Source organism: Salmonella sp. A1325 (assembly GCF_056991255.1).
In genome coordinates this window covers 177,750-196,965 of sequence record NZ_JAMLWO010000009.1, presented here as the reverse complement: position 1 = coordinate 196,965, position 19,216 = coordinate 177,750, and the positions used below count along the sequence as shown (strand labels likewise).

Genomic DNA, 19,216 nt, shown 5'->3' with positions numbered 1-19,216 from the left:
TTATGAACAAATTTTCCAGTGTCTGGGTATTCAGCGATACCCCTTCTCGTCTGCCCGAACTGATGAGTGGCGCGCAGGCTGTAGGTGAAAAAGTTAACGCGTTCGTACTGAACGAAGCGGACAGCGCGACAGCATGTCATTTGGGCGCGGATCATGTCTGGCTGCTCAGCGGCAAACCAGAAGACCGCATGATCGAAGACTACGCTGCTGCGATGGCTGAGACTATTCGTCAGCATAGCGAGGGCGGCGCGGTGCTGCTGCCGAATACGCGTCGGGGCAAGCTGTTGGCGGCAAAGCTGGGCTATCGCTTGTCGGCTGCGGTTTCCAACGATGCCAGCGAAGTCGCCCTGCAGGATGGAAAAGCGGCGGTTAAACATATGGTCTACGGCGGTCTGGCGATAGGGGCAGAAACCATCGCTTCGCCGTTTGCCGTGATCACACTCAGCAGCGGAACGTTTGACGCACAACAACCGGATGCTTCCCGCAGCGGCGAGATGCACACCGTGCAGTGGCAGGCTCCGGCCACTGCCGTGACCCGCACCGCAACCCAGGCGCGTCAGAGCAACAGCGTTGACCTCGACAAAGCGCGTCTGGTGGTCAGCGTGGGACGCGGCATCGGCAGCAAAGAGAATATCTCGCTGGCCGAAGCGCTGTGCCAGACCATCGGCGCCGAGCTGGCCTGTTCCCGCCCGGTGGCGGAAAACGAGAAGTGGATGGAGCACGAGCGCTACGTCGGTATCTCCAACCTGATGCTCAAACCTGAACTGTATCTGGCAGTGGGGATCTCCGGGCAGATCCAACACATGGTCGGCGCCAACGGCGCGCAGACGATTTTCGCCATCAACAAAGATAAAAACGCGCCAATCTTCCAGTATGCGGATTTTGGCATCGTTGGCGATGCGCTGAAGATCCTGCCTGCGCTGACGGCTGCCTTAGCGCGATAAACCATTTCGGGCAGGATGCGAAGGTATCCTGCCGCTGACAGGAGTACGTATGTCCGAAGATATCTTTGATGCCATCATCGTGGGTGCAGGTCTGGCCGGTTCGGTTGCGGCGCTGGTGCTTGCTCGCGAAGGTGCACAGGTGCTGGTTATCGAGCGCGGCAATTCTGCTGGCGCGAAGAATGTCACCGGTGGGCGTTTGTATGCACATAGCCTGGAACGCATCATTCCCGGCTTTGCGGATCAGGCCCCCATTGAACGCATGATCACCCACGAAAAACTCGCCTTTATGACCGACAACGGGGCGATGACTATCGACTACTGCAATGGTGAAGATGCTTCAGCGTCGCAGGTTTCCTATTCCGTCTTACGCAGTAAATTTGACGCCTGGCTGATGGAGCAGGCCGAAGAGGCGGGGGCGCAACTGATCACCGGTATTCGCGTCGATAACGTCGTTCAGCGTGATGGCAAAGTCGTGGGCGTGGAAGCCGATGGCGATATTCTGGAAGCCAAAGTCGTGATCCTCGCTGACGGGGTGAATTCTCTGCTGGCTGAAAAGCTGGGCATGGCCAAGCGTGTTGAGGCATCGCATGTTGCCGTCGGTGTGAAGGAACTGATCGAATTGCCGAAGTCGGTCATTGAAGATCGTTTCCAGTTTCAGGGCAACGAAGGTGCCGCCTGTCTGTTTGCCGGGGCGCCAACCGATGGTCTGATGGGCGGTGGCTTCCTGTATACGAATGAAACAACCCTTTCCCTGGGGCTGGTCTGCGGTCTTCATCATCTGAAAGACGCGAAAAAATCGGTCCCGCAAATGCTGGAAGATTTCAAACAGCATCCGGCCGTTGCGCCGCTGATCGCCGGTGGCAAGCTGGTGGAATATGCCGCGCACGTTGTACCCGAGGCGGGAATGAATATGCAGCCTGAACTGGTGGGCGATGGCGTACTGATTGCCGGAGACGCCGCCGGCATGTGTATGAACCTCGGCTTTACCATCCGGGGTATGGATCTCGCCATATCCGCAGGCGAAGCGGCGGCGAAGACGGTGCTTTCGGCGATGAAGCGCGACGATTTTAGCAAGCAATCGCTGGGGGAATACCGTCAGCATCTGGACGAAGGTCCGATGCGCGATATGCGTATGTATCAGAAACTGCCGGCTTTTCTTGATAATCCCCGCATGTTTACCGCTTATCCCGAAATGGCGGTCAATATCGCGCGCGACCTGTTCACCGTGGATGGCTCCGCGCCGGTGCCCATGCGTAAAAAAATCCTGCGCCATGCGAAGAAAGTGGGCTTCATCAACCTGATGAAAGATGGCCTGAAAGGAGTGACCGTATTATGACATCTCCCGTTAATGTGGACGTCAAACTGGGCGTCAATAAGTTCAATGTGGATGAAGACAGCCCGCACATCATTCTCAAAACCGATCCTGATAAACAGGCGCTGGAGGTGCTGATTAAGGCCTGTCCGGCGGGACTGTATAAAAAGCAGGACGACGGCAGCGTTCGTTTTGATTACGCCGGGTGCCTGGAGTGCGGAACGTGCCGGATCCTCGGCCTTGATACGGCGCTGGAAAAATGGGAATACCCGCGCGGGACGTTTGGCGTGGAGTTCCGCTACGGCTAATAAGTACGAAGTTGTGCCCCCGTAGGCCGGATAAGATGCGGTAGCGTCGCCATCCGGCAATCATGTGGCGCCAATGCCGGATGGCGGCGGAAACGCCTTATCCGGCCTACAGATGCGCTTTGCCCGTGTTGAAACAGGACATCACCATGCAGCAGCCCAGGAACTTTGATGACCTTAAATTCTCCTCCATTCATCGCAGAATTATGCTGTGGGGAAGCGGCGGCCCGTTCCTTGATGGCTACGTGCTGGTGATCATTGGCGTGGCGCTGGAACAACTGACGCCGCTATTGCACCTTGATGCTGAATGGATTGGCGCGCTCGGCGCGGCTACGCTTGCCGGACTGTTTATCGGCACCTCGTTGTTTGGCTATATTTGCGATAAAGTCGGGCGGCGTAAAATGTTCCTGCTTGATATTATCGCTATCGGCGTTATCTCCGTGGCGACCATGTTTGTTTCCACGCCGCTTGAATTGCTGGTGATGCGCGTTTTAATTGGCATTGTTATCGGCGCGGATTACCCTATCGCCACTTCCATGATTACGGAGTTTTCCAACACCCGCCAGCGCGCGTTCTCCATCGGTTTTATCGCCGCGATGTGGTACGTCGGCGCGACCTGCGCCAACCTGGTGGGTTACTGGCTGTATGACATGGAAGGCGGCTGGCGCTGGATGCTTGGCAGCGCCTTTATCCCGTGCTTAATCATTTTGATTGGCCGCTTTGACCTGCCGGAATCGCCACGCTGGCTATTGCGAAAAGGACGGGTAAAAGAGTGCGAACAAATGATGATCAAACTGTTCGGTGAACCGGTCTGCTTTGACGATGAGCCGCCGCAGGAGACCCGCTTCCTGCAACTGTTTAACCGCCGTCATTTCCCGTTTGTACTGTTCGTTGCGGCTATCTGGACCTGTCAGGTAATCCCGATGTTCGCTATCTATACCTTTGGGCCGCAGATCGTCGGGTTACTCGGCTGGGAACAGGGGCGCAACGCGGCGCTCGGCAATGTGGTGATTAGCCTCTTTTTTATGCTGGGCTGTATCCCGGCGATGTTCTGGCTAAACAGTATTGGCCGTCGCCCTCTGCTTATTGGCAGCTTCGCCATGATGACTATCGCGCTGGCGCTGCTGGGGCTGGTGTCAAATCTGGGCATCATACTGGTCGTGGTGGCGTTTGCGGTATACGCCTTCTTTTCCGGCGGGCCGGGCATACTGCAATGGCTTTATCCTAATGAACTCTTCCCGACGGATATTCGCGCTTCGGCCGTGGGGGTCATCATGTCATTAAGCCGCATCGGAACCATTGTCTCCACCTGGGCATTACCGATTTTCATTACTCGTTACGGTATTAATAACGTCATGCTGATTGGCGCGTTGATTTCGTTAGTCGGGCTTGGCGTATCGGTGATGTTTGCCCCGGAAACCCGCGGCTTGACGCTAACACAGACCGGAAACATGACTTTGCGCGGAACGCCATCGGATAACCCTCGTTAAGAGTGTTCTGCATTTCTCCCTGCTTTTCGCCAATAACGCTACAGTTAACAGTCACATGCTAAAACAACTGAAAAGCAGGGAGAACACCATGCAAAAACGTCTTATGACCGCACTGTTTACCGCAGCAACACTATTCACCGTAGCAGGATGCTCTTCTAACCAGGCGGTTGAAACCACGGATGGCAAAACTATTGTCACCGACGGGAAACCCGAGGTCGATAACGATACCGGTATGGTGTCTTACAAAAACGCCGCCACCGGGAAAACCGAACAGATTAACCGCGATCAGCTGAAAAATATGAGTGAGCTGGATAATTAATTCATTTTTTTCTGGTTAGCCGCGCAATAATATTCTCTCTTTATGCGCATCCATTTATTCCCATGCGAATAAACGGATGTCTGAACAGGCAGGGACGCCGGAAAACGTCGAAATACGTTCGCCCGTGTTCCCGCTTTCCCCACCGCGCTGTCCGCTTACATGAGGTTACACTCATCGACATTTCTCTGAACAGCGGCTCAACATTTCCCGGAAAAAAACATATCGCAGGGCATTTATCCTTATGATTAGGTATAAATGATGAGGTATAAGGAACAGGAGTCTGTAATGAAACTGAAACTAATACCTTTTTATTTGCTTGCGCTATTTTCTGCCGCCTCCGGGGCTACGGAGATAAACGCCTGCAAAGACCTGATCGGAACATGGAAAACCACGGCAGATAACCCGCCTTATACCATGACAATATTGCCGCCAGTAGAGGGCTGCGGGGAAAAATGTGTGAAACTGAACGTGCAGTATGAACTTGACGTGACTCACCGCAACGCGCTTTATTGCCATGAAGGACAAGAGGGGGTAAAAGGGCAGGGACCCATGGTGATAGCATTTGAAGGGGCGTATGGTGGACACGCTATTGGAACCTATAACCGACAGCTGCAATTACTGTGGGCTGGCGTAATACCGAAAAATAAAAAGGGGAAATGGATAACGAAAATGGAAAGTTACTGGTTCAGGCAGGTAAAAGCGCACTAAACATCATCTTAAAACAGCCCGCAAAACCGTCTTACTCACGAAGGGCTTACTGTCTGCGCGCGCCCATTCCAACGGCTTGCCTGCCCCGGATGAACTGTTGATAAAAAAGAGGGCCAGCATCTGTTTCCAGACGGCCCTGAGTGGATTGTGACGTAACATGGCACCTTGCTGGCGCTCTCTTATTATTTCATGCCAGTGCCATCGTTATGGCGCAATCAGAGCTTTATTTCGTCGCATCGTTATAAACTTCGGCAACGGCTTCAAAATTCGGACCATGCTCACGTGCAGCGATAATATGGTAATATTTTCCGCCTTTCGCATCGGCTAATGCTGACAGTTTTTCGCGTAGATCAGAGGGTGAGGAAATCTGCCCGCCACTCTGGGACACATTTATTGTGCCGACCTTAACCAGTTTGAAGTGGCTGATTTCTTGCTTAGAGACCTGCTCTGCCGCAAGCGTGCTGAATGAAGCAACCGTTGCCAGTAATGCGGCGGCAATAATGCGTTTTTTCATGGTTCTGTTCCTGTTGCATTGATGATAAGGTTTGCGCAATATCAGTAATCCGTAACGAAATTATTTATACCCTTCATACTTCAAGTTGCTTATGTGTTGGCTACGGATTACCCGGCCCATCCATGGGCCTCGCCCTGACGGGCCGTCGCACGCGACGTTCAAATCTGCTCCCGGCAGATTTGCCGCTCACCCCAGTCACATAATTATCTATGCTCCAGGGGACTCACTCCCTTGCCGCCTTTAAGCAACTCGAATTATTTTGGGTATATAACCTCGGTTGATTATCTGAAAATAGCCTTATTTGGTGTGACCGTCTTATATCTTGTTATAGTCACCTCTTTATGTTGTTGTCAATGTAAAATAATGCACTGTCAGTTAAAAAGAAACTTAACCCCCTGTAAATAATAGTTTTTATATTATTTCTTGTAATGACGGAATTTTTATTGAATCACGCGGCAATACGCTAGTTTTATTCATAAGTAACATAACAGAATTGAGTTATGTTTTAATTTCCCAGAGTGATATTACCGGTTGTATGTCTATGGTTGTGCGGCCTGTTACTGATAGTGTTTCTTTCGGGGCGATTTTATTGTAGCGGCATAGGGTAATCACCGTAGCTGAAGGGAAAAGGCACGAACACAGCGCTATAGAGTATGTTTAACAATGTATTTTTTTATGAAGTAATGTCTGCAGTTGTATCTCTAAAATAAAAACAATGAACTTTTCATCTAAATAATTTTTCAATGAATTATGGTTATTTATTAATATATTTCTAATTTGAAATACAAATCAATTTATAACACATATTCTTACCCGGAAGGCATTGATACATATCCACGCTTCCTCGTACAGTAATAAATGAATATGTGATAAAGTTACTGACTACAGGTATAATAATATGAGTAATAAAAAAAATCTGTCCGCAGAAGAGACGGATCTTACGCGTAGGAAACTGTTAACCAGTGCCGGTATTCTTGCCGCCGGCGGTATGCTATCCGGCGCGGTAAAGGCTGATGAAAAATGTGCCGTCAAGGCGAAACCGGCGTGGGATAAACCGTTTACTGGCGAAATCCCGGAAAAATTGCCAGAAGGATATAATATTCTGTTAGTCGTGACCGACCAGGAGCGTTTTTTTCCTACGTTTCCTTTCCCGGTACCCGGCAGAGAGCGGCTCATGAAAACGGGGGTGACATTCTGTAATCATCAGAATACCAGTAATGTCTGCACGCCTTCCCGCTCCGTATTGTATACCGGCTTACATATGCCCCAGACAAAGATGTTTGATAATCTGGGATTACCCTGGATGCCTTATGACCTTGACCCCGCTCTTGGAACCACAGGCCATATGATGCGGGAACTGGGATACTATACGGCCTATAAAGGTAAGTGGCATCTTACAGAAAAACTGGAGAAGCCTTTGCCTGACGAAAAAGATGAGGATATTGATGTCGGGGATATTCCTGAACCAGAATTACATAAAATTATGGAAAAATATGGTTTTGCTGACTATCACGGCATCGGCGATATTATAGGCCATAGTAAAGGCGGCTATTTTTATGATTCAACCACCACGGCTCAGACTATAAATTGGTTAAGATGCAAGGGGCAGCCCTTGAATGACCAACACAAGCCCTGGTTCCTGGCCGTTAACCTCGTTAATCCTCATGACGTCATGTTTATTGATACCGATAAAGAGGGAGAAAAGGTACAGTGGCGTGGCGAGTTGGATCAGGATGATAATACCCTGGCGCCCACGCAGCCGCCGGAAAACGAGCTTTATCAGGCAAGCTGGCCGAACTATCCGCTACCGGCAAACAGGCATCAATCATTCAATGAGCAGGGAAGACCGCCGGCGCATCTTGAATACCAGACGGCGCGCGCTGCGCTGGAAGGGCAGTTTCCTGATGAAGATCGTCGTTGGCGTAAACTGCTTGACTACTATTTCAACTGTATCCGCGATTGTGATACTCACCTTGACCGGATATTAAATGAACTGGATGCCCTCAAGTTAACTGATAAAACGATTGTTGTATTTACTGCCGATCATGGCGAATTAGGCGGAAGCCATCAGATGCACGGTAAAGGCGCTTCCGTTTATAAAGAACAGATCCATGTACCGATGATTATTTCCCACCCGGCGTACCCCGGTAATAAGAAATGTCAGGCGTTGACCTGTCATCTTGATATCGCGCCGACATTAGTTGGGCTGACCGGTTTGCCGGAAGAAAAACAGCACCAGGCGTTAGGCAACCGCAAAGGCGTTAATTTTAGCGGATTGCTAAAAAACCCGGAAGGCGTTGCGGTTAATGCGGTGAGAAATGCCAGCTTATATTGCTATGGCATGATCTTGTATACCGATGCCCATTATCTCCACCGCGTTATCGCGCTACAAAGAGATAAACAAAAAACGGTGGCGCAAATCAAGCAGGAAATATCCCATTTGCATCCTGATTTCAGCCATCGTTCAGGGACGCGGATGATTAACGATGGCCGTTATAAGTTTGCACGCTATTTCTCGCTAAGGGAGCATAATACGCCGGAAACCTGGGAGGATCTTATTAAGTACAACGATCTTGAACTTTACGATCTTAAAAATGATCCCGATGAGAACCATAACCTTGCTGCTGATAAACAGAAATATCAGGATCTCATTCTTACGATGAATGAAAAACTGAATAAAATTATCAAGGACGAAATTGGCGTGGATGACGGCAGTTTTATGCCGGATGCGGCCCATGAGCCGTGGGATCTTACTATTGAGCAGTTTAACCGCATGGCGAAAGATTAAGAGCCTGACCCATTAGGCTATTTTACTCGCCATTTTGGGACCGGGCAGTGCTCAAAATCCTCACGTACTACGTGTACGCTCCGGTTTCTGCGCGCTGATCGGCCCCAAACTGGCTTCAACAATTACGCCTACTGGGCCATGCTCTAAGTACCTGACCCATTAGGTTAATTTATGCGTCGGCGATCTGGCATCCAGCGTGTCTGGAGGTTCAGATGCTGTTGGCGCTGCGCTTATTGGGCCTGTGTCATCATGTAATGGATTGATATTACAGTCATTACAGGAAAATTTAGCGCAGCGCCGCCCGACAAGAAGGCCTTAAACCGATTGGTCAGCAATTTAAGGCTGCCATCATCACCAACCCTTCCACACCGGATCGCGCTTTTCTGCAAACGCCTGCGGCCCTTCAAGGGCATCTTCTGGGGGAGGATGGCGTCAACCCTTGCTGGCGTTAATTCAATTTTTTCTGGTTAGCCGCTCAATAATATTCACTATTAGCCTGGCGAATTTGTCACTACACTTTGTGATAAAAAACAGATCATCACAGGCTAATCATGATCCTCATTATTTATGCGCATCCGTATCCGCATCATTCTCATGCGAATAAACGGATGCTTGAACAGGCAGGGACGCTGGAAAACGTCGAAATACGTTCGCTTTATCACCTCTATCCCGATTTCAATATTGACGTTGCCGCCGAGCAGGAGGCGCTGTCGCGCGCGAGTCTTATCGTCTGGCAGCATCCGATGCAGTGGTACAGCGTCCCTCCTTTACTCAAATTATGGATGGATAAAGTCCTCACCCACGGCTGGGCTTACGGTCATGGCGGTACGGCATTGCATGGTAAACATCTGCTGTGGGCGGTAACGACTGGCGGTGGTGAAAACCACTTTGCTATCGGCTCCCATCCGGGATTTGACGTCCTTTCTCAGCCGCTACAGGCGACGGCGCTCTATTGCGGCCTCAAATGGCTGCCGCCGTTTGCCATGCACTGCACGTTCATTTGTGATGATGACACCTTACAGGCGCAGGCGCGTCAGTATAAACAGCGTTTACTGACATGGAAGGAGGTGAATCATGGATAGCCATACTCTACTGCAGGCGCTGATCTATCTTGGTTCGGCGGCGCTGATTGTGCCGATTGCGGTACGTTTGGGCTTAGGATCGGTGCTGGGGTATCTGATTGCGGGGTGTATTATCGGCCCCTGGGGGCTACGGCTGGTGACGGACGCCGAATCTATTCTGCATTTTGCGGAAATCGGCGTCGTGCTGATGTTGTTTGTTATTGGGCTTGAGCTGGACCCGCAACGGTTATGGAAGCTGCGCGCCTCGGTATTTGGCGGCGGCGCGTTACAGATGGTGGTCTGCGGCGGACTGATTGGTCTGTTCTGCATGTTTCTTGGCCTGCGTTGGCAGGTGGCGGAACTGATTGGCATGACGCTGGCGCTTTCGTCCACGGCTATCGCCATGCAGGCAATGAATGAGCGTAACCTGACCGTTTCACAAGTAGGACGTAGCGCATTCGCAGTGCTCTTGTTCCAGGATATCGCGGCGATCCCGCTGGTGGCGATGATCCCGCTGCTGGCCGCCAGCGGCGCATCCACCACGCTTGGCGCGTTTGCGCTATCGGCGTTGAAAGTCGCAGGCGCGTTGGCGCTGGTGGTGCTGCTGGGACGCTACGTTACGCGCCCGGCGCTGCGCTTTGTCGCGCGTTCTGGTTTGCGGGAAGTGTTCAGCGCCGTGGCGCTATTTCTGGTGTTTGGTTTCGGCCTGTTGCTGGAAGAGGTTGGGCTGTCAATGGCGATGGGCGCGTTCCTGGCGGGCGTTCTGCTGGCGAGTTCAGAATATCGTCATGCGCTGGAAAGCGATATTGAACCCTTTAAGGGGTTGCTGCTGGGGCTGTTCTTTATTGGCGTCGGCATGTCGATTGATTTCGGCACGCTGGTGGAGAATCCGCTGCGCATTCTGCTGTTGTTGGCCGGTTTTCTGGCAATCAAAATCGTCATGCTGTGGCTGGTCGCGAGGCCGCTGGGTGTACCGGCAAAACAGCGTCGCTGGTTTGCCGTCTTATTAGGCCAGGGAAGTGAGTTTGCGTTTGTGGTTTTTGGCGCGGCGCAAATGGCGGATGTACTTGAGCCGGAATGGGCAAAAGCGCTGACGCTGGCGGTCGCGCTGTCGATGGCGGCAACGCCGATTTTTCTGGTGCTGCTGACGCGCATGGAGAAGACCGCGACGGGGGAAGCGCGCGAGGCGGATGAAATCGACGAAGAGCAGCCGCGGGTTATTGTGGCCGGGTTTGGACGATTTGGGCAGATAGCCGGGCGTCTGCTGCTGTCGAGCGGGGTGAAGATGGTGGTGCTCGATCACGACCCCGATCATATCGAAACGCTGCGTAAATTCGGCATGAAGGTTTTTTATGGCGACGCGACGCGTATGGATTTACTGGAATCTGCCGGAGCGGCGAAAGCGGAGGTATTGATTAACGCCATTGACGATCCGCAAACCAATTTGCAACTGAGTGAACTGGTGAAGTCGCATTTCCCGCATCTGCAGATTATCGCCCGCGCCCGTGATGTCGATCATTACATTCGCCTGCGCCAGGCTGGTGTGGCGATGCCCGAACGTGAAACCTTCGAAGGCGCGCTCAAAAGCGGGCGACAGGCGCTGGAGGCGCTGGGACTGGGGCGTTATGAAGCCCGCGAGCGCGCGGATCTGTTCCGCCATTTTAATACCCGGATGGTGGAAGAGATGGCGAAAGGGGAAAACGATCCGTTATCTCGCGCCGCCGCCTATAAACGTACCAGTGCGATGTTGAGCGAAATTATTACCGAGGACCGGGAGCATCTGTCGTTGATTCAGCGCCACGGCTGGCAGGGAACGGCTGAGGGCAAACATTCCGGAGAGGCCGCTGATGAACCCGAGGTCAAACCGTCAATCTAAAGTAAAAAATGTGATGTTCTGCAAACTTTACTGCTAATTGGCTGTTTTTGAACTACTGTAATGCTGGCGCTCCACATCAAATGAGTGGCGTCGCCAGCAGAACGAAAAATTTTCGTGCTCATCCTCTTTTCGTCAGTCGACGAAAGATTGCGCTTTACGTATAGTGGCGGCAATTTTTTTTGTATCAGGAAATAATTAATGATCAGTCTGATTGCGGCGTTAGCGGTGGATCGCGTCATCGGTATGGAAAACGCCATGCCGTGGAACCTGCCTGCCGATCTCGCCTGGTTTAAACGTAACACGTTAAATAAACCTGTCGTCATGGGACGTCACACCTGGGAGTCCATCGGACGCCCCTTACCGGGACGTAAAAATATTGTTATCAGCAGCCAGCCGGGCACCGACGATCGCGTGCAGTGGGTGAAGTCTGTCGATGAGGCGATTGCCGCTTGCGGCGATGCGCCGGAAATTATGGTCATTGGCGGCGGGCGCGTGTACGAGCAGTTCCTGCCAAAGGCGCAGAAGCTTTATCTGACGCATATTGATGCGGAAGTCGAAGGCGATACCCATTTTCCGGATTATGAACCGGATGACTGGGAATCGGTATTCAGTGAGTTTCACGATGCCGACGCGCAGAATTCTCACAGCTATTGTTTCGAGATTCTGGAACGTCGTTAACGCTGTAGTGCCGGATGGCGGCGAAACGCCTTATCCGGCCTACTCTTGAGCCAGATGTAGACAGATGTAGGCCTGATAAGCGTAGCGCCATCAGGCATAAACCAATCCTTGAGCCAGATGTAGGCCTGAAAAGCGTAGCGTCATCAGGCATAAACCAATCCTTGAGCCAGATGTGGGCCTGAAAAGCGTAGCGTCATCAGGCATAAACCAATTCTTGAGCCAGATGTAGGCCTGATAAGCGTAGCGCCATCAGGCATAAACCTATCAGGCGTTGACCGCTTCGCCTTCGCCCATATCCATCTGGCGGTTTGACGGCTGCACAAAATACTGTTTATCTTCCCAGCGTAAACAGGTCAACTCCCCGCCCCAGCAGCAGCCGGTATCCAGCGCGTAAATACCTTCCGGCGTCCCTTTCCCTTCCAGCGACGCCCAGTGCCCGAACGCAATACTGTAAGCCTCGCTCACCGGCCCCGGAATGGCGAACCACGGCTTCAGCGGCGCAGGGGCGTTTTCCGGCGACGCTTTGCTGTACATATCCAGTTGACCGTTAGGAAAGCAGTAACGCATACGGGTAAAGGCATTAGTAATAAAGCGTAGCCGCGCCAGACCGCTTAACTCCGGCGACCAGTTATTCGGCATATCGCCATACATCGCGTCGAGGAAAAACGGGTACGAGTCGCTCGACAGCACCGCTTCAACATCGCGGGCGCACTCTTTTGCCGTCTGCAAATCCCACTGCGGGGTAATACCTGCATGCGCCATGACCAGCTTTTTCTCTTCATCTACCTGCAACAGCGGCTGACGGCGTAACCAATTCAACAGCTCATCGGCATCCGGCGCTTCAAGAAGCGGGGTCAGCCGGTCTTTAGGTTTGTTGCGGCTAATCCCGGCGAATACGGCCAACAGGTGTAAATCGTGATTCCCCAGCACCAAACGCACGCTATTGCCAAGCGATTTGACGTAGCGTAACACGTCCAGCGAACCGGGACCGCGGGCGACCAAATCGCCAGTCAGCCATAGAGTGTCTGTATCTGGCGTAAATTCCACTTGCTGTAATAAGGCGATCAGTTCGTCGTAGCAACCGTGAACGTCGCCGATGAGATAAGTTGCCATTGTTATAATTTTAGTGAATGAGTGTAGGGACGGCGAGTCGAAACACGGGAATGTCGATGGTAAAGGCATCGCCATTTTCATCGATCATTTCGTAATGACCCTGCATGGTGCCCAGCGGCGTTTCAATTACCGCGCCGCTGGTGTACTGATACTCTTCGCCAGGCGCAATGCGCGGCTGGACGCCAACCACACCTTCGCCCTGGACTTCAGTTTCACGGCCATGGCCATTGGTAATCAGCCAGTAGCGGCCCAATAGCTGCACTGGCGCCCGGCCCAGATTGCGGATGGTTACGGTATAGGCAAAAACGTAACGTTCATCGTCAGGTGAGGATTGCGCCTCAATGTAGACGCTTTGCACCTGAATACACACTCTGGGCGAATTGATCATGTTTAACTCTCCTTCAAAGGCGCGTTTTCCGACAGATAATTGGCCATCTGGCAGTACTGCGCGACAGAGATATTTTCCGCGCGCATTGCCGGGTCAATACCCATTTCCGTCAACGTCTCAACGCTAAAAAGGTTGCCGAGACTGTTACGGATCGTTTTACGGCGCTGGTTAAAAGCCTCGGTGGTAATACGGCTCAACACGCGAATATCTTTAACCGGGTAAGGCATTGTTGCGTGTGGAACCAGACGCACCACGGCGGAGTCCACTTTGGGCGGCGGCGTGAAGGCGGATGGCGGCACTTCAAGCACCGGGATCACCTGACAGTAATATTGCGCCATCACGCTTAAACGACCATACGCTTTGCTGTTCGGCCCTGCAACCAGACGATTTACCACTTCTTTTTGCAACATAAAGTGCATGTCGGCAATGGCATCAGTATAGCTAAAGAGATGGAACATCAGCGGGGTGGAGATATTATAGGGCAGATTGCCGAACACACGCAGCGGTTGGCCCAACTGCGCAGACAGTTCGCCAAAGTTCATGGTCATGGCGTCCTGCTGATAAATAGTCAGCTTCGGCCCTAAGAACGGATGGGTTTGCAAACGCGCCGCCAGATCGCGGTCAAGTTCAATGACCGTGAGCTTATCCAGTCGTTCGCCGACCGGCTCCGTCAGCGCCGCCAGACCGGGGCCGATTTCAACCATCGCCTGGCCTTTTTGCGGATTAATAGCAGAAACAATACTGTCGATCACAAACCGATCGTTGAGAAAGTTTTGCCCGAAGCGTTTACGGGCTAAATGGCCCTGATGGACTCGATTATTCATTGGGTATTAACAATCATTTTGATGGCGAGATTAAGCGCCGTAATAAAACTGCCGACATCCGCTTTTCCACGACCTGCCAGTTCAAGCGCGGTGCCGTGGTCAACGGAGGTTCGAATAAAAGGTAGGCCGAGCGTAATATTCACTCCCCGACCGAATCCCTGGTATTTTAGCACGGGCAGGCCCTGATCGTGGTACATCGCCAGCACCGCGTCGGCATTATCGAGATATTTGGGCTGAAACAGCGTATCAGCAGGTAGCGGCCCGTTGAGTTTCATCCCCTGCGCCCGCAGCTCGTCGAGCACCGGAATGATGGTGTCTATCTCTTCCGTGCCCATATGACCGCCTTCGCCCGCGTGCGGATTCAGGCCACAGACAAGAATGCGCGGTTCGGCAATACCAAATTTGGTCCGCAAATCGTGATGCAAAATAGCAATCACTTCGTGCAAAAGCGCAGGGGTGATGGCGTCTGCAATCGCCCGTAGCGGCAGATGCGTGGTCGCCAGCGCAACGCGAAGTTCTTCGGTTGCCAGCATCATCACGACTTTTTTCGCCTGCGAACGCTCTTCGAAAAACTCGGTATGACCGGTAAACGGAATGCCTGCGTCGTTAATAACGCCTTTGTGCACGGGGCCTGTGATCAGCGCGGCAAATTCACCGTTCAGACAGCCATCACACGCTCGCGCCAGCGTCTCTACCACATAGGGGCCATTTTCTACCGTCAACTGACCGGGGATGACAGGCGCGCGCAGCGAGACCGGCAATAGGGTCAGCGTTCCTGCGGGCTGCGGCGCAGCGGGGATATCAGGCGAGTAAGGGAGAAGCGAGAGGGGCAGGCCGAGCATGGCGGCCCGCTCCGTCAGGAGCGCGCCGTCCGCACAGACGACCAGTTCAATCGGCCACGCGCGTTGCGCCAGTTGGACAACAAGGTCGGGGCCAATCCCGGCGGGTTCGCCGGGAGTGATAACAACGCGTTGCGCACTGCTCATTAGTTACTCAAAATCTTAACGTAAGCGCTGGCGCGCTGTTCTTGCATCCAGGTCGCCGCTTCTTCTGAGAATTTACGGTTCATCAGCATACGATAAGCGCGATCTTTCTGCGCCGCATCGGTTTTGTCTACCTTACGCGTATCCAGCAATTCGATTAGATGCCAGCCGAAAGAGGAGTGTACCGGCGCGCTTATTTGGCCTTTATGCAGCTTCGTCAGCGCGTCACGGAACGCCGGATCGAAAATATCTGGCGTAGCCCAACCCAAATCACCGCCCTGGTTAGCGGAGCCTGGGTCCTGAGAGTACTCTTTCGCCGCAGCGGCAAATGTGGTTTTACCACTCTTAATGTCAGCCGCGATTTCTTCCAGCTTCAGGCGCGCCTGCTGATCGGTCATGATCGGCGACGGCTTAAGCAGAATGTGACGAGCGTGAACTTCGGTCACGGAGATACTCTGGCTCTGACCGCGCAGGTCATTTACTTTCAGAATGTGGAAGCCGACGCCGGAGCGAATCGGGCCGACAATGTCGCCTTTCTTCGCAGTGCTCAGCGCCTGGGCGAAAATCCCCGGCAGCTCCTGGATGCGGCCCCAGCCCATCTGACCGCCTTTTAGCGCCTGCTGGTCGGCAGAGTAGGTAATCGCCAGTTTGCCAAAATCTGCGCCGTTACGCGCTTCTTCAACAATGCTTTCCGCCTGGCGCTGTGCATCGTTAACCTGCTCGGAGGTTGGGTTTTCCGGCAGAGCAATCAAGATATGGCTCAGGTTCAGCTCGGTGCTGGCGTCGTTTTGGGTGCCAATCTGTTTTGCCAGCGCGTCAACTTCTTGCGGCAAAACGGTGATACGGCGACGAACCTCGTTGTTGCGCACTTCAGAGATAATCATCTCTTTACGAATCTGGTTACGGTAGGTTGAATAGTTCAGCCCATCGTAAGCCAGACGGCTGCGCATCTGATCCATCGTCATATTGTTTTGTTTGGCGATGTTGGCGATGGCCTGATCCAACTGCTCATCAGTGATCTTCACCCCCATCTTCTGACCCATCTGCAGGATAATTTGATCCATAATCAAACGTTCCAGGATCTGGTGACGCAGCGTGGCGTCGTCCGGAAGCTGCTGACCTGCCTGACCCGCGTTGAGTTTGACTGATTGCATTAAGCCATCAACGTCGCTTTCCAGCACGACGCCATTATTGACGACGGCTGCGACTTTATCGACTACCTGGGGGGCAGCGAAACTGGTATTCGCGATCATGGCGATACCGAGAAGCAGCGTTTTCCAGTTCTTCATACTTTTTCCATTTCAATTAACCGCAATGCGGATTACGTTGTAAATCAATCAGATTACATAGAGCTTTGGTACGGCAGAATGTTCGAACGCAACATTTCTTGCGTGCCGAGGCCGTAGTTAGAGCTCAAACCGCGCAGCTCAATGTTGAAGCCAATCGCGTTATCATAAATCGCGTGTTGTTTATCGTTATCCCAACCGTTCAGCTTACGTTCGTATCCGACGCGGATCGCATAGCAGCAAGAGTTGTACTGCAAGCCGAGCATCTGGTCTGCAGGTTTGCTCGAATTGGTATCGAAGTAGTACGCGCCGACAATCGACCAGCGATCGGCAATCGGCCAACTTGCCACCGCGCCCACCTGGTTGATGCCGTTTTTATACTGCTCTGCCGTGGAATAATACGAAGGCAACGTAGCCTGAATATATTCCGGGCTGGCATAGCGGTAGTTCAACTGTACCAGACGATCCTGATCCCGACGGTATTCGAGGCTGCTGCTGCTGGTAGCGACGCTATCCAGACGGGTATCGTACTGCACTCCGCTACGCAGCCCCCAGCGTTCTGAAATACGCCAGTAAGTGTCGCCTGCCCAAACCAGCGAACCGGTTTTGTCGTCATTCTCCCATTTAATGTTGTCATCGCCGGTGCGAGACTCCGTGAAATAGTAGATTTGACCAACAGAAACGTTAAAACGTTCAACGGCGGCATCATCATAAATGCGTGTTGTGACGCCGGTCGTGACCTGGTTGGCGGAAGCAATACGGTCGAGACCGCCATAAGTGCGGTCGCGGAACAGGCCGTTATAGTCGGATTGCAGCAAAGAAGAATCGTAGTTATAGATGCCGCTCTGGTCGCGGTACGGCACATACAGGTACTGCACGCGTGGTTCCAGCGTCTGGGTATACCCCGGCGCCAGCATCGCCATATCGCGTTCGAAGATGAGCTTACCGTCGACTTTAAACTGCGGCATGACGCGGTTAACCGAATCTTCCAGCTTATTTTTATTGTTTGGATCGCTGTTATAGCTGTCCAGATTCGTTTGCTGATAGTGCGTCGCCATCAGCTTCGCTTCGGTGTTCAGGCTGCCCCATCGGTTGGAGAGCGGCAAATTAATGGTTGGCTCCAGGTGGACGCGGGTCGCTTCCGGCATATTGTCTTTTGTGTTGACGAAATGTACCGCCTGGCCGTAAATCCGGGTATCAAACGGCCCGAGATCGTTATGGTAGTAGTTAACGTCTAACTGCGGCTCCGCAGAGTAGCTGCTGGTGTTTTGATCGTTAAAGACCTGGAATTGTTTGGTCGACACCGTAGCGTCAAAGTTTTGTACGGCGTAGCCGACGCTGAATTTCTGCGTTGCGTAGCCGTCGGTACTGGAACCGTACTTACTGTCGAAATCATTAAAGTAGCTGGAGTCGCTGACTTTGGTGTAATCGACGTTAAAACGCCACACCTGATCCATCACGCCTGAGTGCTGCCAGTAGAATAACCAGCGGTGCTTATCGCCCTCTTTGGGATGTTCGTCCTCGTAGACTTTATCAGAAGGCAGATAATCTAATTCCATCAACCCGGCGCCTGCCTGCGTGAGATAACGGAATTCGTTCTCCCACATAATATTGCCGCGGCGGTGCATATAGTGCGGGGTGATGGTGGCGTCCATATTGGGCGCGATGTTCCAGTAATACGGTAAGTAGAACTCGAAATAGTTCTTGGTCGTGTATTTCGCGTTCGGGATCAGGAAACCTGAGCGACGTTTGTCACCGACGGGTAGCTGTAAATAGGGGCTATAAAAGATCGGAACCGGACCTACTTTAAACCGGGCGTTCCAGATCTCCGCAACCTGTTCTTCACGGTCATGGATGACTTCACTCCCCACCACGCTCCAGGTATCGGAGCCAGGCAGACAGGAGGTAAAGCTGCCGTTTTCCAGAATGGTATAACGGTTTTCGCCGCGCTGCTTCATGAGATCGGCTTTACCGCGCCCCTGACGGCCCACCATCTGGTAATCGCCTTCCCAGACGTTCGTGTCTTTGGTGTTCAGGTTCGCCCAGCCCTTCGGCCCTTTAAGGATGACCTGATTGTCATCATAATGCACATTACCCAGCGCATCGACGGTGCGTACAGGTTCCGGCTGACCTTCCGCCTGCTTCTGATGAAGCTGCACTTCATCCGCTTGCAGGCGGCTATTCCCCTGCATAATGTCCACGTTGCCGGTAAAAACGGCATCGTCCGGGTAGTTACCTTTAGCGTTATCGGCATTGATAGTAACCGGCAGATCGTTGGTATCGCCTTTTACCAGAGGACGATCGTAGCTCGGCACGCCCAACATACACTGTGAGGCGAGATCGGCTGCCAGCCCCTGATGACTATAAAGGGCGCTGGCGATCATGGTGGCCAGAAGAGTGGGAATACGTTTTTTCATACGTTGTATTTATTGTTCCATCATCGGTAGCGTTGCGCGTGACAAACGGTCACAGCCTAACTTACTCATCTTCGCTGCGCCAGTGTTAATCCTGCCGTTTAGCGTCTGTGGTGTTAGGCACGGCATTGAATGACAGGTATGATAATGCAAATTATAGGCGATGTCCCACAATTGACCGTAGCCTTCATTCGCAGAAAAGCACCTTATTTT

17 protein-coding genes and 2 pseudogenes are annotated in these 19,216 nt (G+C 52.5%); 11 read left to right on the top strand and 8 right to left on the bottom strand.

Translation table 11 applies throughout. From position 1 onward, the window contains the following. Positions 1-2: 2 nt before the first annotated feature. The 7 genes and pseudogenes from NAZ64_RS17480 to NAZ64_RS17450 all read left to right on the top strand — a co-directional run bounded on the left by NAZ64_RS17480 (position 3) and on the right by NAZ64_RS17450 (position 5,078). Positions 3-944: an electron transfer flavoprotein subunit alpha/FixB family protein gene (locus NAZ64_RS17480; RefSeq protein ID WP_001032198.1), complete on the top strand. Its 942-nt coding sequence runs from the start codon at positions 3-5 to the stop codon at positions 942-944. A 49-nt stretch (positions 945-993) separates the two neighbouring features. Beyond that, positions 994-2,280: an FAD-dependent oxidoreductase gene (locus NAZ64_RS17475; RefSeq protein ID WP_220569409.1), complete on the top strand. Its 1,287-nt coding sequence runs from the start codon at positions 994-996 to the stop codon at positions 2,278-2,280. Continuing rightward, a complete protein-coding gene (gene fixX, locus NAZ64_RS17470) occupies positions 2,277-2,564 on the top strand; it encodes a ferredoxin-like protein FixX (protein WP_000203736.1) in 288 nt (95 codons plus the stop codon). Before NAZ64_RS17475 ends, fixX begins: the two co-directional genes overlap by 4 nt. Before the next feature lie 146 nt (positions 2,565-2,710). Further along, the gene (locus NAZ64_RS17465; RefSeq protein ID WP_001187057.1) at positions 2,711-4,051 is read left to right on the top strand and encodes an MFS transporter; all 1,341 of its coding nucleotides are present in this window, start codon (positions 2,711-2,713) and stop codon (positions 4,049-4,051) included. A gap of 88 nt (positions 4,052-4,139) precedes the next feature. Further along, complete coding sequence (locus NAZ64_RS17460) at positions 4,140-4,370, top strand: YgdI/YgdR family lipoprotein (RefSeq protein ID WP_001172089.1); 231 nt, start codon at positions 4,140-4,142, stop codon at positions 4,368-4,370. A gap of 26 nt (positions 4,371-4,396) precedes the next feature. Further along, positions 4,397-4,491 (top strand): annotated as a pseudogene (locus NAZ64_RS17455) (glutathione-regulated potassium-efflux system oxidoreductase KefF); the annotation flags it as partial. 170 nt (positions 4,492-4,661) lie between these two features. Next, positions 4,662-5,078 carry a hypothetical protein gene (locus NAZ64_RS17450; RefSeq protein WP_161976238.1) on the top strand — a complete coding sequence of 139 codons (417 nt, stop codon included), beginning with the start codon at positions 4,662-4,664 and terminating at the stop codon, positions 5,076-5,078. A gap of 223 nt (positions 5,079-5,301) precedes the next feature. Here NAZ64_RS17450 and srfN read toward each other — a convergent pair whose 3' ends face one another. Continuing rightward, complete coding sequence (gene srfN, locus NAZ64_RS17445; RefSeq protein ID WP_000745957.1) at positions 5,302-5,592, bottom strand: DUF1471 family virulence protein SrfN; 291 nt, start codon at positions 5,590-5,592, stop codon at positions 5,302-5,304. A gap of 898 nt (positions 5,593-6,490) precedes the next feature. Here srfN and NAZ64_RS17440 point away from each other — a divergent pair. Beyond that, on the top strand, positions 6,491-8,380 hold the full coding sequence (locus tag NAZ64_RS17440; RefSeq protein ID WP_000066315.1) for a sulfatase family protein: 1,890 nt from the start codon (positions 6,491-6,493) through the stop codon (positions 8,378-8,380). Positions 8,381-8,731: 351 nt separating this feature from the next. Here the strand turns inward: NAZ64_RS17440 and NAZ64_RS17435 are convergent. Next, a pseudogene (locus NAZ64_RS17435) lies at positions 8,732-8,797 on the bottom strand (hypothetical protein); the annotation flags it as partial. Between the two features lie 134 nt (positions 8,798-8,931). Here NAZ64_RS17435 and kefF point away from each other — a divergent pair. From kefF to folA, 3 genes are all read left to right on the top strand, one after another. Beyond that, complete coding sequence (kefF, locus tag NAZ64_RS17430) at positions 8,932-9,462, top strand: glutathione-regulated potassium-efflux system oxidoreductase KefF (protein WP_039590292.1); 531 nt, start codon at positions 8,932-8,934, stop codon at positions 9,460-9,462. Next, complete coding sequence (kefC, locus tag NAZ64_RS17425) at positions 9,455-11,317, top strand: glutathione-regulated potassium-efflux system protein KefC (RefSeq protein WP_000377163.1); 1,863 nt, start codon at positions 9,455-9,457, stop codon at positions 11,315-11,317. The genes kefF and kefC overlap by 8 nt, the downstream gene beginning before the upstream one ends. Positions 11,318-11,515: 198 nt before the next feature. After that, complete coding sequence (gene folA, locus NAZ64_RS17420) at positions 11,516-11,995, top strand: type 3 dihydrofolate reductase (protein WP_000624379.1); 480 nt, start codon at positions 11,516-11,518, stop codon at positions 11,993-11,995. 264 nt (positions 11,996-12,259) lie between these two features. On the opposite strand, the gene apaH is transcribed toward folA, so the two are convergent. The 6 genes from apaH to lptD are packed head-to-tail and all read right to left on the bottom strand — an operon-like array spanning position 12,260 to position 19,006. Continuing rightward, complete coding sequence (gene apaH / locus NAZ64_RS17415) at positions 12,260-13,108, bottom strand: bis(5'-nucleosyl)-tetraphosphatase (symmetrical) ApaH (protein ID WP_000257211.1); 849 nt, start codon at positions 13,106-13,108, stop codon at positions 12,260-12,262. Positions 13,109-13,118: 10 nt separating this feature from the next. Then, positions 13,119-13,496: a Co2+/Mg2+ efflux protein ApaG gene (gene apaG, locus NAZ64_RS17410; RefSeq protein ID WP_000610894.1), complete on the bottom strand. Its 378-nt coding sequence runs from the start codon at positions 13,494-13,496 to the stop codon at positions 13,119-13,121. A 2-nt stretch (positions 13,497-13,498) separates the two neighbouring features. After that, the gene (gene rsmA, locus NAZ64_RS17405) at positions 13,499-14,320 is read right to left on the bottom strand and encodes a 16S rRNA (adenine(1518)-N(6)/adenine(1519)-N(6))-dimethyltransferase RsmA (protein WP_001065397.1); all 822 of its coding nucleotides are present in this window, start codon (positions 14,318-14,320) and stop codon (positions 13,499-13,501) included. After that, complete coding sequence (gene pdxA, locus NAZ64_RS17400) at positions 14,317-15,306, bottom strand: 4-hydroxythreonine-4-phosphate dehydrogenase PdxA (RefSeq protein WP_220569408.1); 990 nt, start codon at positions 15,304-15,306, stop codon at positions 14,317-14,319. Before pdxA ends, rsmA begins: the two co-directional genes overlap by 4 nt. Then, a complete protein-coding gene (gene surA / locus NAZ64_RS17395) occupies positions 15,306-16,592 on the bottom strand; it encodes a peptidylprolyl isomerase SurA (protein ID WP_023182424.1) in 1,287 nt (428 codons plus the stop codon). Before surA ends, pdxA begins: the two co-directional genes overlap by 1 nt. Before the next feature lie 53 nt (positions 16,593-16,645). Further along, the gene (gene lptD, locus NAZ64_RS17390) at positions 16,646-19,006 is read right to left on the bottom strand and encodes an LPS assembly protein LptD (protein ID WP_000746119.1); all 2,361 of its coding nucleotides are present in this window, start codon (positions 19,004-19,006) and stop codon (positions 16,646-16,648) included. Between the last annotated feature and the right edge of the window lie 210 nt (positions 19,007-19,216).

Bases quoted from the DNA above. Each gene is read 5' to 3' on its own strand.
- NAZ64_RS17480 (WP_001032198.1), top strand. From the start codon at position 3: ATGAACAAATTTTCCAGTGTCTGGGTATTCAGCGATACCCCTTCTCGT.
- NAZ64_RS17475 (WP_220569409.1), top strand. From the start codon at position 994: ATGTCCGAAGATATCTTTGATGCCATCATCGTGGGTGCAGGTCTGGCC.
- fixX (WP_000203736.1), top strand. From the start codon at position 2,277: ATGACATCTCCCGTTAATGTGGACGTCAAACTGGGCGTCAATAAGTTC.
- NAZ64_RS17465 (WP_001187057.1), top strand. From the start codon at position 2,711: ATGCAGCAGCCCAGGAACTTTGATGACCTTAAATTCTCCTCCATTCAT.
- NAZ64_RS17460 (WP_001172089.1), top strand. From the start codon at position 4,140: ATGCAAAAACGTCTTATGACCGCACTGTTTACCGCAGCAACACTATTC.
- srfN (WP_000745957.1), bottom strand. From the start codon at position 5,592: ATGAAAAAACGCATTATTGCCGCCGCATTACTGGCAACGGTTGCTTCA.
- NAZ64_RS17440 (WP_000066315.1), top strand. From the start codon at position 6,491: ATGAGTAATAAAAAAAATCTGTCCGCAGAAGAGACGGATCTTACGCGT.
- kefF (WP_039590292.1), top strand. From the start codon at position 8,932: ATGATCCTCATTATTTATGCGCATCCGTATCCGCATCATTCTCATGCG.
- kefC (WP_000377163.1), top strand. From the start codon at position 9,455: ATGGATAGCCATACTCTACTGCAGGCGCTGATCTATCTTGGTTCGGCG.
- folA (WP_000624379.1), top strand. From the start codon at position 11,516: ATGATCAGTCTGATTGCGGCGTTAGCGGTGGATCGCGTCATCGGTATG.
- apaH (WP_000257211.1), bottom strand. From the start codon at position 13,108: ATGGCAACTTATCTCATCGGCGACGTTCACGGTTGCTACGACGAACTG.
- apaG (WP_000610894.1), bottom strand. From the start codon at position 13,496: ATGATCAATTCGCCCAGAGTGTGTATTCAGGTGCAAAGCGTCTACATT.
- rsmA (WP_001065397.1), bottom strand. From the start codon at position 14,320: ATGAATAATCGAGTCCATCAGGGCCATTTAGCCCGTAAACGCTTCGGG.
- pdxA (WP_220569408.1), bottom strand. From the start codon at position 15,306: ATGAGCAGTGCGCAACGCGTTGTTATCACTCCCGGCGAACCCGCCGGG.
- surA (WP_023182424.1), bottom strand. From the start codon at position 16,592: ATGAAGAACTGGAAAACGCTGCTTCTCGGTATCGCCATGATCGCGAAT.
- lptD (WP_000746119.1), bottom strand. From the start codon at position 19,006: ATGAAAAAACGTATTCCCACTCTTCTGGCCACCATGATCGCCAGCGCC.